A 16491-nucleotide genomic window follows, 5' to 3' on the forward strand; every position below is an offset into this window, starting at 1 on the left:
AAAGTGAGTTTCACATTTGCGGCAGCCTCTTTTAAAATAAACGAAAGGCATGGTGAAAGGATTGGAAATGCAGACAGAAACAAAGGGACAGCAGGAACTTTTCCTGAAAGCGGAGAATCTGCTGAAGATATATGGTCCCACAACAGCAGTAAATCACCTGAGCATCGAGCTGAAAAAGGGCGAGGTGCTTGCCCTGGTAGGAGGCAACGGAGCAGGAAAAAGTACGTTGACTAAAATCCTCTCCGGTGTTATTACATCTAATGAAGGTACGCTCTCCATTGAGGGAGAAGCTGTGGATATGAATAAATATACTCCGGCAGTGGCGAGAACAAAAGGCATCCGTGTGGTTCACCAGGAACTGTCTCTGTGTAAAAATCTTACAGTATACGAGAACTTTTATATTGAGCAGTTTCAGAGGTTCGACAAAAAGGATATGAAATGGCGGAAACAGGCAAAGGAAATGGCGAGAGAAGCCCTGGACCGGGTATTTCCGGATCACGGCATTGATGTGAATGCAGGTCTTGCCACTCTAAGTATTGCACAGCAGCAGATGGTTGAGATTGCCCGGGCCACCAGTGACTCTGAGGTGAAGATGCTGGTGCTGGATGAACCGACTTCCTCTCTTCCCGCGGAGCAGACATCTCAGCTTCAGGACTACATAAAGAAAAGTGCAGGGGAGGGTATCTCGTATATCTATATTTCTCACAGGCTGAAAGAAATAATGTTCCTGGCTGACCGAATCTTCATCATGCAGAACGGAGCGGAGAAATATCAGTGCCCTATCGGGGAAACCAGCGAAGAGGATATGGTAGCCCGCATGGGCGACGGGGTTGTGGGAGAAAAGACGGCGGAAGAAGAAAAGTCAGCAATGGCTCCCATTGAAATTAACAAGAATATAAAAGTTGCTTTTGATAATTATTCGAATGGTATGCTGAAGAAAATCTCCAAGGAAATGTACGGAGGAGAGATAATTGCCCTGACAGGGCTGGAGGGCAACGGACAGCTGGAGTTCCTCCAGGAGGTTTTCTTTCAGGCGAAGAAGAAAAAAGCAGGTTTGCATATACAGGGAAAGGTTGCCTATGTGGCCGGAGACAGAAAAAAGGAGGGTATTTTTCCCTTATGGTCTATCACAGACAACACCATTATCTCAAAAATAGCACGTGGAGCTTTGTTTGCACCTATTTCTACCGGCAGAACCAATGAGATTGTAGAACAGTGGAACCAGCGTCTGAAGACAAAATGTGCCTCCAATGAAGATTTGATTACCAGCCTCAGCGGCGGTAACCAGCAAAAGGTACTGATAGCCAGGGCTATGGCGGTGGATGCTGACATTATCCTTCTGGACGATCCGACCAGAGGTGTAGATGTAGGGACGAAAAAAGAGCTCTACGGCGTATTCCAGGAAGCGGCAAAAGAAGGGAAACTGGTTATCTGGAGAACATCAGATGATGCCGAACTGGAGTATTGCACCAGACTGTTTGTCCTGAATGCAGGCAGTGTGGCCGGGGAATTTAACCACGATGAGTTTGAGCATTCTTCTATGCTGAAGCTGGCATTTCAGAACAATGAGAAAAAAGCAGAAAATCTGGAGAAAAAGAAAGCAAAGTCTCCGAAGCTTTATCTCCTTGCACTGATTGCCATGTTAATTCTATATGTAGTATGCGGGGCGCTCTCACCGTCCATATTTACAAAATTTGGCGTGGAATTGTTGGCAGTAGGATTTACCCCATTTATATTTGCAGCCCTGGCACAGACGTTTGCTATCGGACTTGGACATATTGACCTGGGCGTGGGCGCTTTTATGGGCCTTGTAAACGTAGTGTGCGCAACTATTCTGGATCAGAATAATGCATTAGGGATTCTCTGTCTTTTGGGACTGCTTCTGGTTTATTCCTGCATGGGACTGATCATTTACTGGAGAGGCGTTCCGCCCATTATTGTAACCCTGGGCATGTCTTTTGTATGGACAGGCATGGCGTATGTGCTTCAGGATGTACCGGGCGGTCATGTTCCGGAATGGATGGTTCATCTTTTCAATGCCAATAATCCGGTACTCCAGGGAATATTGATCTGGCTGATTCTTTTTATCATACTGGCGATTCTAATCTACCGTTCCAGATACGGTACGGTAATGCGGGGCTTCGGAAACAACGATACCGCGATGAGAAACAGCGGCTGGTCAAAAGCCAGGGCATACTGGGCTACCTATCTGATTGCTGGTATCTTTGCCATGATGGGAGGTATTGCACAGTCTGCAATTACGGGAGCTTCGGATGTCAATGCATCTGCAACTTACACTATGCTTACAGTTGCGGCGGTCATCATCGGAGGCGGTTACTTCTCCGGCGGTGTGGTAACACATGTGGGAGCTGTGTTCGGGGGTATTTCCCTCACTATGGTGAGCGTACTGCTGGGACTTTTAAAAGTGAGTACAGATTATACAGCTACAATCCAGGGACTGGTATTAATCTTAATTCTTTCCTTTAGATTGCTGAGAAAGGAGAAACTGCAGTAATGAAGAAAGTTAAAAAATATATAAAAGAAAACAACTGGGTGTGGGCAGCAGTAGGCGCTTTCCTTCTGTGGTTTGTAATGGGTATCTCTTCGGGCAGGCTGAATCTGGAAAGCTTTTTATCCAATGCTTATACAGCAGCATTTTTGGCAATCCTTGCCTTCGGACAGATGCTGGTAGTAACCTCCGGGCGGGGGGCTATCGATCTCTCTATACCAGGAGTGCTGACTCTAATGGCATTTGTCTCTATGAGTATTATTAACGGGGAGAATAAAAATGTTCCTCTGGCAATTCTTGTTATTGTGGTACTCGGAGCGGTGATCGGATTCCTGAACAGTGTGATGGTAATCTATCTCCAGATACCGGCGATTATTGCCACAATGGCGATGAACTATATCCTCACAACTGCCGCCCTGTTAATTAACAAAAACTTTTCTATCTTTGCCATTGCTCCGGTGATTCAAAAGCTGGTTACTACAAGGATATTTGGGGTACAGCTGATGATATTCCTCATAGTCCTTCTGGCGGTGGGATTTTGGTTCCTGCTGAACCGGACGTCTTACGGGAAATCACTTCTGGCAGTGGGGCAGAACAGAGAAGCGGCAAAGCTTGCAGGAATTAAAGTAAACAGGGTGGAAATGCTTACTTATGTATTTTCCAGTATACTGGCAGCCTTCGGAGGTATGCTCACTACAGCAAGGGTAGGCGGAGCCCTTCTGGGAATGGGAGATTCTTATACTCTGGAAACAGTTGCAAGTATTGTTGTTGGTGGTACACTGATATCAGGAGGAAAAGCAAATGTACCGGGAACTCTGGTGGGATGCCTGTTCCTGGGACTGATAGTAACGGCCATGCAGATTATGGGATTCTCCGTAGGCGCACAGAATATTGCAAAAGGAGCATTGATTATCATTGTACTTCTTCTCAGTTCCGGGGATGCTGTAGAGAAGAAGGTAAAAAGAACTGTGGAGAAAACAGCGTAGAAAGGAGTTATGCTATGATTATTGATTTACATGCCCATCTGGGTGTTGATGTGGTATTTGATGAGGAACAGTCAGAAGAAGATTTGATTTCCTTTTATGACAAGTATGATGTGGATGGAGCTGTGGTACAGCCGTATCTTCCGAGGATTTATATGGAAGATCACATGGCCATTCATGACAGGATCTATGAGCTGACAAAGAGTACAAAGAAAAAGTTCTGGGGAATGGCATCCATTAACCCCCACTTCCGTCCGGATGACTATGACAAAGAGGCCTGCAGATGTATCAAAGAGCTGGGGTTTGTGGGCATTAAGATTACACCTATCGGTCATGCAACCCATCCTTCTTCCAAGGATGCCCTTCACGTATGGGAAGTGTGCAGGGAGCTGAAAGTGCCGCTGATGGTTCACACAGGAGCGGGCATCCCGTTTTCGGATCCCATCAGTGTGGAAAAGGCACTTGAGAGCTTTCCGGATGTTCCCTGTATCCTGGCCCATGCAGGTTCAGAGATGCACAATCAGCAGGCTATTTATCTGGCAAGAAAATTCGAGAATGTTTATCTGGAACCGAGCTGGGTAGGCGTGATTGGAGTGAATAACATGGTAAAACAGGTTGGATGTGATAAGATTATGTTTTCTTCTGATAATATTTATCAGATTCCTGTTGAGCTTGCCAAATATCGCTCTGTGATCAGCAGGGAAGAGGATTTGGAAAAAGTGCTGTACAAAAATACAGCCAGGGTATATCAGCTGGATCTGTAAACTACCTGCATTTTTACATTCATAATATATAGAAGGAACAGGGACTGAATTCTGTAGAAACAGCTCCTGTTCCTTTTTTCACGTCTTGTTTCTTTTTCCATGCCTTGTGAGAGTTATCCGGAAATGGTATAATATGCCTGATACGTCTTTGAACAGTTAGAATAAGCCCCGGAATCCGGGAGAAGATAAAAATATAAAAGAATTGGAGGCAGTTTATGCAGATAGAAAAGATACCGGAATACGAATTACTTCAGGAGGAGATGATTGCGGATATCCATTCCAGAGGATACCTTCTGAAGCATAGAAAAAGTGGGGCCAGAGTTATGCTTCTGGAAAATGACGATGAGAATAAGGTTTTTAATATTGCATTTCGCACGCCGCCCGCAGACAGCACAGGGGTGGCACATATATTGGAGCACAGTGTTCTGTGCGGCTCCAAGCATTTTCCATTAAAGGATCCTTTTGTTGAACTGGTGAAAGGGTCTTTAAACACCTTTTTGAATGCCATGACTTATCCGGACAAGACCATGTATCCTGTGGCAAGCTGCAATGATCAGGATTTTCAGAATTTGATGCATGTGTATCTGGATGCCGTATTTTTCCCTAATATCTATGAAAAGGAAGAGATTTTCCGCCAGGAGGGGTGGAGCTACCAGTTGGAGAATCCCGAAGATCCCCTACGCTATAACGGAGTGGTATACAATGAAATGAAAGGCGCGTTTTCCTCCCCGGAGGAGGTGCTGGACCGGGCGATTTTAAATTCCCTGTTTCCGGATACCCCCTATGGGGTGGAATCCGGGGGAGATCCGGCAGATATCCCAAACCTGAAGTATTCTGAGTTCTTAGGTTTTCACAGCAGGTATTACCATCCCTCCAACAGCTATATCTATCTCTATGGAAAGATGGACATGGAGGAGAAACTCAGGTGGATGGATCGGGAGTATCTGTCCAAATATGATGCCATGCCTGTAACTTCCCAGATACCAAAACAGCCAGCGTTCTCTCAGGTAAAAGAGGTAGTTCTGGAATATCCGGTGGCAGAAAATGAGCCGGAGGAAGAGAATACGTATCTGTCTTACAACGTGGTAGTGGGAGACAGTCTGGATGTTGAGCTCTGTGTTGCATTCAGTGTACTGGATTATGTGCTGTTAAGCGCACCGGGAGCGCCTCTAAAGCAGGCATTGCTGGACGAGAAGATAGGCAAGGATATTATGGGATCCTATGACGACGGAATTTACCAGCCGTTTTTCTCAGTGATCGCCAAAAATGCCCGTCCGGAACAGAAGGATAGGTTTTTAGCCTTAATCCGGGAGACCCTGGAGAAGATTTCACAGACAGGCATTGACCAGAAGGCTGTGGCGGCCGGCATTAATTCTATGGAATTCCGTTTCCGGGAAGCTGATTATGCATCTTATCCCAAGGGCCTGATGTATGGGATTGATGTATTTGACAGCTGGCTTTATGATGATGAAAAACCTTTTGTGCACCTTGAACAGCTGAAGATTTTTGAACTTTTGAAAGAAAAAGCAGGGCAGGGATATTTTGAAGCGTTGATTCGGACGTATCTCTTAGATAACACCCATGCCTCTGTAGTGATTGTAAATCCAAAAAGGGGACTGGCAGCTGCCAGGGAAAAGGCGCTGGAGGAGAAACTGGAAGCTTACAAAGCTTCTCTTACATCTGCTGAGATAGAGGAACTGGTGAAAAAAACGCATCGTCTGACAGAGTACCAGGAAGGGGAGGAGTCCCCTGAGGCACTGAAGTGTATTCCTATGCTGAAGCGATCCGATATCTCCAGGGAAGGGACGAAGATTTATAATACGGAAAAGTATGTGGGAGATACGCTGGTTCTGCACCACAATATCTACACTAATGGTATCGGGTATCTTACCCTGCTTTTTGACACAAAGGATGTACCCTCCCATCTGGTACCCTACATGGGAATTCTGAAATCCGTACTTGGGTTTGTGGATACAGAACATTATTCCTATGGGGAATTATTTAACGAGATCAATGCCAACACCGGGGGCATAAGCTGCGGACTCCAGGTCTTCGGCAATACCAAAGACAGATATGATACAAAAAATATGTTTGGGGTGAGAAGTAAGGCTCTATACAGTAAACTTCCCTTTGTATTTTCTATGATTGAGGAGATTCTTTTTACCTCCAGATTGAGGGATGAGAAACGTCTGTATGAGATAATTGCCAAACTGAAATCCAGGCTTCAGATGTCCCTGGCCAGTGCGGGACACTCCTCGGCTATGCTCAGGGCAATCTCGTATTTTTCCAGAACGGCTTATTTCCAGGATCAGATTGGCGGGATTGCATTCTATGACTTAATCGATACCATTGAGAAGAATTTTGAACAGGTAAAAGAAGATGTATTCTCCAAATTGGAACAGCTGATGCAGATGATTTTCCGCCCGGAACATCTGGTGGTGAGCTATACTGCTGATGAAGCGGGATACGAGGGGATCGAGGCTTTGATAGCAGGGCTGAAGGAAGGACTGTATACACAGCCTGTGGAAAAAGGGGCTTTGAAATATGACTTCCGTCCAAAAAATGAGGGCTTTAAAACCTCCGGACAGGTACAATATGTGGCCAGTGCCGGTAACTTTGAAGAGGCAGGGTATCACTACACCGGGGCGCTCCGCATCCTGAAGGTGATCTTGAGCTATGAATATCTCTGGACGAATATCCGTGTAAAGGGCGGGGCTTACGGATGCATGAGCGGTTTCCGCAGATCCGGGGACGGATTCCTGGTATCCTACAGAGATCCCCATCTGAAAAATACGCTGAAGATATTCAGTGAGACTCCTGCATTTATTCGGAGCTTCCAGGCAGATGAGAGAGAGATGACAAAATATATTATCGGGACCATCAGTGAACTGGATGTTCCTATGAATCCATCCACAAAAGGGGCCATGAGCCTGAACGCGTACTTTGGTAAACTCACAGAGGAGGATATCCTTACAGAGAGGGAAGAGATTCTGAATGCTTCTGTCGAAGATATTCAGAGACTGGGGGATATTGTAGAGGCCATAATGAATCAGAATATAATCTGTGTCATTGGAGGCGAAGGAAAGATTGAGGAAAACAAAGAGCTATTTAAAGAAGTAAAACCACTGTTTTAGGAAGAGGAAGGTATGAATACAAATTATAAATCCGGTTTCGCAGCATTGATTGGCCGGCCGAATGTGGGAAAATCAACGCTGATGAATCAATTAATCGGGCAGAAGATCGCCATAACTTCTAAAAAGCCTCAGACTACCAGGAATAAGATCCAGACAGTTTACACCTGTGAACAGGGGCAGATTGTTTTCCTGGACACCCCTGGGATTCACAAGGCAAAAAATAAGCTTGGGGAGTATATGGTTCATGTGGCAGAGCGGACGCTGAAGGAGGTAGATGTAATTTTATGGCTGGTGGAGCCGTCTACTTTTATAGGAGCCGGTGAAAGGCATATTGCAGAACAGCTGGAAAAATGTAATGTTCCGGTGATTCTTGTAATAAACAAGGTAGATACGGTAAAGAAAGAAGAGGTGCTTGCCTTTATTGATGCCTATCGGAAAATTATGGATTTCGCTGAGATAATTCCTGCCTCTGCGCTGCGGGGGCAAAATACAGAGGATATTATTCAGTGCATTTTCAAATATCTGCCCTATGGTCCGCAGTTCTATGATGAGGATACCGTAACGGATCAGCCTCAGAGGCAGATTGTTGCGGAGATTATCCGGGAGAAGGCGCTTCATGCTTTGGACGAAGAGATTCCCCATGGAATCGCAGTGGCTGTAGACTCCATGAAGGAAAGACGCCATGGGCATATTGTGGACATCGACGCTACAATAATCTGTGAGAGGGATTCCCATAAGGGAATCATTATCGGCAAGCAAGGGGCTATGTTAAAGAAAATAGGAACCAATGCCAGATACGAGATTGAGCAGATGCTGGAAGAAAAAGTAAATCTTAAGCTCTGGGTGAAGGTGAAAAAGGACTGGCGGGACAGTGATTTTCTTATGAAGAACTTTGGATATGATAAAAAGGAAGTATAGAGATGACAGAGACCATAACCGTGACCGGAATGGTGTTATCGGCCATGCCCGTGGGGGATTATGATAAACGGTTAGTCCTGCTTACAAAAGAGCGGGGAAAGATCACAGCATTTGCAAGGGGGGCCAGAAGACAGAACAGCCCCCTTTTAGCAGCGGCAAATCCCTTTGTATTCGGAAGTTTTAACTTGTACGAAGGGAGGACCGCCTACCAGATACAGCAGGCAATGGTAAAAAACTACTTTACAGAACTGGCTGTGGCTCAGCCAGGGGTTTATTACGGGTTTTATTTTCTGGAATTCGCAGACTATTACGGCAGGGAATATACAGATGAAAGGCAGATGCTCAATCTTCTCTACGTTACTTTGAAAGCACTTCTCAATGAGAGACTGGATAATCGGCTAATTCGCTACATATACGAACTGAAGGCCATGGTTATCAATGGTGAATATCCTCAGGTGTTCGAATGTGTAAGCTGCGGGGCAAAGGAATCTCTGGATATCTTCAGCGTCCGAAAAAGCGGAGTGCTCTGCCCAAACTGCAGGAAAAAGACAGAAGACGGAATGGGAATTGATGAAACCGTAAGGTATACCATGCAGTATATTGTGGCCTCTCCTCTGGAAAAGCTGTACAGCTTTACTGTATCAGAAGAAGCATTGAACCATCTTGGTAGGATCGTCAGGGCTTATACGGGGAAATATATAGATAAAAAATTCAAAAGCCTGGAGATACTGGAGCAGATGACGTAAAGGAGAGGAAGGAGGGGGACGTGTTCTTTCTGGAAAGAACACGTCCCAGAATAGGGAAGGGGTGTCCCAAATTCGGAAAGCCCTGTCCCTTTTTCAGTTTCTATGGAGGGATGATTGATATCCCTGACAGACTAGCTGAAAGTTTTGCATTCCTCTTATTTCTTTCATTTCTACGAGTATAAACAGGTATAAATTCTACGGGTTAGAACTTGAAAAGATCATATACAAAGGTTATAATAAGACAGATTGATTACGAAAGTTTGGAAAGTTAGGAGAAAGAATAATGGAAAAAACAATGGAAAAGATTGTCGCTCTGGCAAAATCCAGAGGTTTTGTGTATCCGGGTTCTGATATCTACGGTGGCCTTGCCAATACCTGGGATTACGGCAATTTAGGTGTGGAATTAAAGAACAATGTTAAGAAAGCCTGGTGGCAGAAATTTATTACGGAAAGTCCATATAATGTGGGTGTGGACTGTGCAATTTTGATGAATCCTCAGACATGGGTGGCCTCCGGACATCTCGGCGGTTTTTCTGACCCTCTGATGGACTGCAAAGAGTGTCATGAAAGGTTCCGTGCTGACAAGATTATTGAAGATTACTGTGCGGAAAAGGGAATCGACATTGATGGTTCAGTGGATGCCTGGTCACAGGAAAAGATGAAAAATTTTATCGACGAGCATCAGATACCATGTCCTACCTGCAAAGCTCATAATTTTACAGATATCCGTCAGTTTAATCTGATGTTTAAAACCTTCCAGGGTGTTACTGAAGATGCAAAAAATACTGTATACCTGCGCCCTGAAACAGCACAAGGGATTTTTGTTAACTTTAAAAATGTACAGAGGACTTCAAGAAAGAAAATACCCTTTGGCATTGGACAGATTGGTAAATCTTTCAGGAATGAGATTACACCGGGTAATTTTACTTTCCGTACCCGTGAATTTGAGCAGATGGAATTGGAATTTTTCTGTGAACCAGACACAGATTTGGAATGGTTTGACTACTGGAAGAATTTTTGCCTGAACTGGCTTAGCACTCTTGGATTAAAAGACGATGAAGTTCGTTACAGGGATCATGATAAAGAAGAGTTGAGCTTTTACAGCAAGGCGACTACAGATGTGGAATTCCTTTTCCCCTTTGGTTGGGGTGAGCTTTGGGGAATTGCAGACAGAACAGATTATGACCTGACACAGCATCAGAACGTATCCGGTCAGGATCTTACTTATTTTGATGATGAGAAGAAACAGAAATATATTCCTTATGTAATTGAACCGTCTCTTGGTGCGGACCGCATGGTACTTGCTTTCTTATGCAGTGCCTATGATGAAGAAGTTCTGGATAAAGAAAAGGGAGATGTACGTACGGTTCTTCATTTCCATCCTGTACTTGCACCTGTAAAAATTGGTGTGCTGCCTTTGTCAAAAAAATTAAATGATGGAGCATGGAAAATCTATGAAGAACTTTCAAAGAAATACAACTGTGAATTCGACGACAGAGGAAACATAGGAAAACGTTACCGCCGTCAGGACGAAATAGGTACTCCATTCTGCATAACCTTTGACTTTGAGTCCGAGCAGGACGGAGCAGTAACTGTAAGAGACAGAGACACGATGGAACAGGAAAGAATTAAGATAGAAGATTTGAAAGCATATTTTGAAGATAAATTTACGTTCTAGTGTCCAGAGGAGGGGGACGTGTTCTTTCTAAAAAGAACACGTCCCAAAATACATCTGGGGTGTCCCATTTCAAAACAGACCTGTCCCATATGTAGATTATAAAAAACTAAATGAGAGAAGGTGAATATTTATACCGAGAACAGCAAGAAAAAGAAGTTCTACAGATCTTTACCATATTATGGCGAGAGGAATTAATAAAGAGGACATATTTCATGACAAAAGCGATAAAAAGGTCATGCAATACCTTATCAAAAAGTATCTGGAAAAAGTTCCTGTGGAAATACATGCGTACTGTATTATGAGCAATCATCTCCACCTTTTAATAAAGGCAGAACTGCCGGAATTATCTAAATACATGGCTTATATTCTTTCTACTTTTGCGGAATATTATAATAGAAAAAAGAATAGATCTGGTTATGTGTTTCAGAGTCGTTATAAAAGTCAAAGTATTGAGGATGAAAAATACTACTGGAACTGCCTTCGTTATATTCATATGAATCCAGTAAAAGCTAATCTGACAAAGGACATAAGGTCCTATCTTTTCTCCAGTTTCGGAGAATTTTCCAGTTTAAATTCTAATATAATACATGAAAATGCTAAGAGACGATATGAGGAGGCATTTATGGGACAAAAAGAATTTTTATGGTTTCATAAACAGCCTAACAGGATACTCCTGGATGACGTAGAATCTGATATGGAAATAGTCAGAGTTGATATCTCTTTGGGAATCTTAGCGGATTTGCAGAAAAAAGCATCTGGAATACCAATGAAAGAAGTATTGAGAATGCCATTATTTAAAACAAATTTCAGGAAAGAAATAAGAAAAACCCTACATCTTTCCGATAAAAAAACAGATGTTTTGATTAAACAAATTGAGAAGGTTTTGTAGGTAAAAGGGACAGGTCTGGTTCAGTTTGGGACACCGTGTAATGATTTTGGGACGTGTTCTTTTTAGAAAGAACACGTCCCCTTTTCTTCAAAATACACTTGTATAATTTGTACATTTTTGATATAATTATGCGTAGAAATTGTGCAAAATATGGAGGTGCGGAATATGAAAGGTAACGTAATTGTAGGACAATCAGGAGGACCCACCGCGGTCATTAATTCTAGCCTGGCAGGTGTATATAAAACAGCGATTGACAGAGGAGCAGCTAAAGTTTACGGCATGAGATACGGCATTCAGGGATTTCTGGATGAGCAATATGTAGATTTATCAAAGCATATTAAGAGTGATATGGACATTGAACTTTTAAAGAGAACACCCTCTGCTTACCTTGGATCCTGCAGGTATAAGCTGCCGGAAATCCACGAAGACAAGGCTATATATGAGAAGATTTTTGAGATTTTAAATCGCTTGGAGATTGAATGCTTCATATACATCGGCGGCAATGATTCTATGGATACAATAAAGAAATTATCCGACTATGCGATTATTACAGGACAGTCCCAGAAGTTTGTGGGAGTTCCCAAGACGATCGATAACGATCTTGCTCTTACAGATCATACCCCTGGATACGGGAGCGCGGCAAAGTATATCGGAACATCGACGAAGGAAATTATCCGTGACGGAATGGGCCTTTCTTATAAGAAGGTTCTCATCACTGTGATTGAAATCATGGGCAGAAATGCAGGCTGGCTTACAGGAGCTTCTGCTTTGTCTGTAGGCGAGGACTGTGACGGACCGGATCTTATCTATCTTCCAGAGATACCATTTGATATAGATAAATTTATGGAAAAAATCAGAAATCTTATCAAGAAAAAGAATAATGTTGTAGTTGCAGTGTCTGAGGGTATCAAGCTAAAAGATGGCCGGTATGTCAGTGAGCTTTCCGGAAATGCAGAGTATGTAGATGCGTTTGGACATAAGCAGCTCACAGGTTCTGCTACGTATCTCTGTAATCTGATCAGCTCAGAAATAGGATGTAAGACTCGCTCTGTGGAGTTCAGCAGCCTCCAAAGAAGTGCATCGCATCTTGCCTCCAGAGTAGATATTAATGAAGCATTTATGGTTGGAGGGGCAGCTGTGAAGGCCGCAGATGAAGGGGATACCGGCAAGATGGTGGTAATTGACAGAGTATCTGACGATCCGTACCAGTGTGCAACTGGAATCTATGATGTACATAAGATTGCCAATGATGAGAAGCTGGTGCCAAGAGAGTGGATAACGAGAGACGGCACTTATATCACGGAGGATTTCCTTAATTATGTAAGGCCTTTGATTCAGGGAGACTACGCTCCGTTTATGGTAAATGGAATCCCAAGACACTTATATTTTCCGAAGAAATAAGCGTTAATGCAGGCAAAAGGGCGAGATCCGTTGTGGATTTCGCCCTTTATTTTATGACTTTTTTACCTGCTTTTGAGTAAATGTATGAAACTGGGAAAAACTTATAAATGACACTTGACTATGAAAAGTCTTGTGTTAAAATGATTTATGTGCGATTATTCGTAGACAAGGTAACTATTGAGTATTTTTCGAATTCATGGCAGCGGAAAATATTCAAAAATTATACATTTACATTTAGGAGGAATTATCAAATGGCAAAATGGGTTTACTTATTTAAAGAAGGAAACGCAGATATGAGAAACCTTCTTGGCGGAAAAGGAGCTAACTTAGCAGAGATGACTAATTTAGGGCTTCCTATCCCTCAGGGTTTCACAGTTACAACAGAAGCTTGTACTGATTATTATGAAAGTGGTAAAATGATCACCGATGAAGTACAGGGCCAGATTTTTAAAGCTTTAGAAGAGCTTGAAAAAATGCAGGGCAAAAGTTTCGGTGACACAGAAGATCCATTGTTAGTATCTGTACGTTCCGGAGCAAGAGCATCTATGCCTGGTATGATGGATACCATCTTAAACTTAGGTTTGAATGATGTTTCCGTAGAGGGCTTTGCTAAGAAAACAGGAAATCCAAGATTTGCATATGATTCCTACAGAAGATTTATTCAGATGTTCTCCGATGTTGTTATGGAGATGAGCAAATCATTCTTCGAAGGAATTTTAGACGAAGTAAAAGCTGAAAAAGGCGCAAAATTCGATACAGATTTAACAGCCGATGACTTAAAAGAAGTAATCGCTAAATATAAAGCAATTTATAAAGAAAAAATGGGAGATGAATTCCCTCAGGATCCCAAGGTTCAATTAATGGAAGCTGTAAAAGCAGTATTCCGTTCCTGGGACAACCCTCGTGCCATTGTATACCGCCGTATGAATGATATCCCTGGTGACTGGGGCACTGCCGTTAATGTACAGGCAATGGTATTCGGCAACATGGGAGAAACCTCCGGTACAGGTGTAGCCTTCACGCGTAACCCATCCACAGGCGCAAAGGGTATCTATGGGGAATATTTAATCAACGCGCAGGGCGAAGATGTAGTTGCTGGTATCCGTACTCCTCAGCCAATCTCCAAATTACAGGAAGATATGCCGGAATGCTATGATGAATTCATGAAAATCGCTCATAAACTGGAAGATCACTACCGTGATATGCAGGATATGGAATTCACCATCCAGGAGGGCAAATTATACTTCTTACAGACACGTAACGGTAAGAGAACAGCTCCTGCTGCTATCCAGATCGCTTGTGACCTGGTAGACGAAGGAAAGATCACGAGAGAAGAGGCTGTTTGCAGAATTGATGCTAAATCACTGGATCAGTTACTGCACCCAACCTTCAATGCAGACGCTTTAAAAGCAGGCCAGGTAATCGGTTCCGCTCTTCCCGCATCTCCAGGTGCAGCAGCCGGTAAAGTATACTTTACAGCGGATGACGCTAAAAATGCAGCAGCAGCCGGCGAAAGAGTAGTCCTGGTTCGCCTTGAGACTTCACCGGAAGATATCGAAGGTATGCATGCAGCAGAGGGTATCTTAACAGTTCGCGGCGGTATGACATCACATGCTGCAGTAGTGGCTCGTGGAATGGGAACAGCCTGCGTATCCGGATGCGGTGAAATTCAGATCGACGAAGAAGCTAAATACTTTGAGCTTGGCGGACAGAAAATCGTGGAAGGAGACTACATCTCCTTAGACGGATCCACAGGTAAAATCTATTTAGGAGATATTAAGACAGAAGAAGCTGCAATCAGCGGAAACTTCGACAGAATCATGAGATGGGCTGACAAGTTCAGAACATTAAAAGTAAGAGCAAATGCTGACACTCCTCTTGATACAAAAAATGCAATTAAATTAGGTGCTCAGGGAATCGGCCTCTGCCGTACAGAGCATATGTTCTTTGACGCTGAGAGAATTCCGAAGATCCGTAAAATGATCCTCTCTGATTCTGTAGAAGCAAGAGAAGCAGCCTTAAATGAACTGATTCCTTTCCAGAAAGCAGACTTCAAAGCAATGTATGAAGTGCTGGAAGGCAAGCCAATGACTGTTCGTTACCTGGATCCGCCTCTTCACGAGTTTGTACCTACAGATCCGGAAGATATCGCAGCATTAGCAAAGGATATGGGCTTAACTCCGGAAGAAGTAAAAGCAAAATGCGATGACCTTCATGAGTTTAACCCAATGATGGGACACAGAGGATGCCGTCTTGCGGTAACCTACCCTGAAATCGCAAAGATGCAGACAAGAGCTGTAATGGAAGCAGCAATCGAGGTATCCAGAGAGAAAGGATTTAAGATTGTTCCCGAAATTATGATTCCTTTAGTTGGAGAAAAGAAAGAGTTAAAATTTGTGAAAGATGTAGTTGTTGAGACTGCTGAAAAAGTGAAGGATGAAAAAGGCTCTGATATCCAGTACCGCATCGGAACCATGATTGAGATTCCCCGGGCCGCTTTATTGGCTAACGAAATTGCAGAGGAAGCTGAATTCTTCTCCTTCGGAACCAACGACTTAACACAGATGACCTTCGGTTTCTCCCGTGATGACGCCGGCAAATTCTTAGATGCGTACTATAAAGCTAAGATTTATGAGTCCGATCCATTTGCAAGATTAGATCAGAGCGGTGTAGGACAGTTAGTAGAGATGGCTGCCAAGAAAGGCCGTTCTACAAAGGCAGGCATTAAGTTGGGAATTTGTGGTGAGCACGGCGGAGATCCAAGCTCCATCGAATTCTGCCATAAGATTGGTTTGAACTATGTATCTTGTTCACCGTTCCGTGTGCCGATTGCTAGATTGGCAGCAGCTCAGGCGGCTTTGAACAATAAATAAAATACAAAAAGTTCAGATAACAAAATTGAAAATTTAATAATATATTTAAGTATTAGCATAAGGGTATTGCCGATTACATGATTGTAGTTGGTAATACCCTTATTTTAGTACCTAAATAACTAGTCTTCATGAAGTAATAGAACATACTACAGATGACAGACTAAAACGAATTATTAAAGTATAAAAATATAATATACCAAAAGTACTGTTATGCTATTAGGCAAAGGGCTTTTATGAAAGGCCATTTTTAAGGAAGGGATGGAAACTGGGAACAGATTGGAGCTTGGAAAGCAAGGATAATATTCCTTCCTATTCGAGTGCTCTTCTGAGAGTACTGGACATGTCAACGTGCAACATAAATTGATATATCATCTGTAGAAACACGCTACGTAAGTGGTTTTATCGGTTATGTTATGAGTGTCTAAAAATATCAGTCAAAGAAAATTAATTGAAAGGTATCATATAGTGCAACTCTTTTTAGGTAACGCTGATTAATTTTTACAGGTTATTACAATTTTATAGTATGCCTGTGAGGAGTTGTTCTTTTTACCAAAGGTAAAAGCCCATATTTATGCGGATTGTGGTGTTTTGAAAAC

General features: G+C 43.0%; 10 protein-coding genes. All 10 read left to right on the forward strand.

The genetic code is table 11. The features are described from left to right. Positions 1–67 precede the first annotated feature (67 nt). The 10 genes from ACGHCT_RS09600 to ppdK all read left to right on the forward strand — a co-directional run bounded on the left by ACGHCT_RS09600 (position 68) and on the right by ppdK (position 15895). Positions 68–2515 carry an ATP-binding cassette domain-containing protein gene (locus ACGHCT_RS09600; protein ID WP_390439736.1) on the forward strand — a complete coding sequence of 816 codons (2448 nt, stop codon included), beginning with the start codon at positions 68–70 and terminating at the stop codon, positions 2513–2515. Next, the gene (locus ACGHCT_RS09605) at positions 2515–3495 is read left to right on the forward strand and encodes an ABC transporter permease (RefSeq protein ID WP_390439739.1); all 981 of its coding nucleotides are present in this window, start codon (positions 2515–2517) and stop codon (positions 3493–3495) included. Before ACGHCT_RS09600 ends, ACGHCT_RS09605 begins: the two co-directional genes overlap by 1 nt. Positions 3496–3509: 14 nt before the next feature. Then, positions 3510–4256: an amidohydrolase family protein gene (locus ACGHCT_RS09610; protein WP_154263000.1), complete on the forward strand. Its 747-nt coding sequence runs from the start codon at positions 3510–3512 to the stop codon at positions 4254–4256. A gap of 215 nt (positions 4257–4471) precedes the next feature. Then, positions 4472–7390 carry an insulinase family protein gene (locus tag ACGHCT_RS09615; protein ID WP_154263004.1) on the forward strand — a complete coding sequence of 973 codons (2919 nt, stop codon included), beginning with the start codon at positions 4472–4474 and terminating at the stop codon, positions 7388–7390. A gap of 12 nt (positions 7391–7402) precedes the next feature. Beyond that, positions 7403–8308, forward strand: coding sequence for a GTPase Era (era, locus tag ACGHCT_RS09620; RefSeq protein ID WP_226903930.1), 906 nt, complete (start codon positions 7403–7405; stop codon positions 8306–8308). A gap of 2 nt (positions 8309–8310) precedes the next feature. Next, positions 8311–9054, forward strand: a complete 744-nt coding sequence (gene recO, locus ACGHCT_RS09625) for a DNA repair protein RecO (RefSeq protein ID WP_256282288.1) — start codon at positions 8311–8313, stop codon at positions 9052–9054. A 283-nt stretch (positions 9055–9337) separates the two neighbouring features. Further along, a complete protein-coding gene (locus tag ACGHCT_RS09630) occupies positions 9338–10732 on the forward strand; it encodes a glycine--tRNA ligase (protein ID WP_154257884.1) in 1395 nt (464 codons plus the stop codon). A gap of 178 nt (positions 10733–10910) precedes the next feature. Next, entirely contained in the window at positions 10911–11621 is a 711-nt protein-coding gene (locus tag ACGHCT_RS09635; RefSeq protein ID WP_390439743.1) for a transposase, read from the forward strand. Positions 11622–11786: 165 nt separating this feature from the next. Continuing rightward, the gene (locus ACGHCT_RS09640; protein ID WP_072851395.1) at positions 11787–13022 is read left to right on the forward strand and encodes a 6-phosphofructokinase; all 1236 of its coding nucleotides are present in this window, start codon (positions 11787–11789) and stop codon (positions 13020–13022) included. 251 nt (positions 13023–13273) lie between these two features. Continuing rightward, a complete protein-coding gene (ppdK, locus tag ACGHCT_RS09645) occupies positions 13274–15895 on the forward strand; it encodes a pyruvate, phosphate dikinase (RefSeq protein ID WP_154257886.1) in 2622 nt (873 codons plus the stop codon). Positions 15896–16491: the final 596 nt, after the last annotated feature.

Source organism: Lactonifactor longoviformis (assembly GCF_042848515.1).
GTDB classification, from domain to species: domain Bacteria; phylum Bacillota; class Clostridia; order Lachnospirales; family Lachnospiraceae; genus Lactonifactor; species Lactonifactor longoviformis.

Bases quoted from the DNA above. Each gene is read 5' to 3' on its own strand.
- ACGHCT_RS09615 (WP_154263004.1), top strand. From the start codon at position 4,472: ATGCAGATAGAAAAGATACCGGAATACGAATTACTTCAGGAGGAGATG.
- ACGHCT_RS09600 (WP_390439736.1), top strand. From the start codon at position 68: ATGCAGACAGAAACAAAGGGACAGCAGGAACTTTTCCTGAAAGCGGAG.
- recO (WP_256282288.1), top strand. From the start codon at position 8,311: ATGACAGAGACCATAACCGTGACCGGAATGGTGTTATCGGCCATGCCC.
- ACGHCT_RS09610 (WP_154263000.1), top strand. From the start codon at position 3,510: ATGATTATTGATTTACATGCCCATCTGGGTGTTGATGTGGTATTTGAT.
- ACGHCT_RS09635 (WP_390439743.1), top strand. From the start codon at position 10,911: ATGGCGAGAGGAATTAATAAAGAGGACATATTTCATGACAAAAGCGAT.
- ACGHCT_RS09605 (WP_390439739.1), top strand. From the start codon at position 2,515: ATGAAGAAAGTTAAAAAATATATAAAAGAAAACAACTGGGTGTGGGCA.
- ACGHCT_RS09630 (WP_154257884.1), top strand. From the start codon at position 9,338: ATGGAAAAAACAATGGAAAAGATTGTCGCTCTGGCAAAATCCAGAGGT.
- ppdK (WP_154257886.1), top strand. From the start codon at position 13,274: ATGGCAAAATGGGTTTACTTATTTAAAGAAGGAAACGCAGATATGAGA.
- era (WP_226903930.1), top strand. From the start codon at position 7,403: ATGAATACAAATTATAAATCCGGTTTCGCAGCATTGATTGGCCGGCCG.
- ACGHCT_RS09640 (WP_072851395.1), top strand. From the start codon at position 11,787: ATGAAAGGTAACGTAATTGTAGGACAATCAGGAGGACCCACCGCGGTC.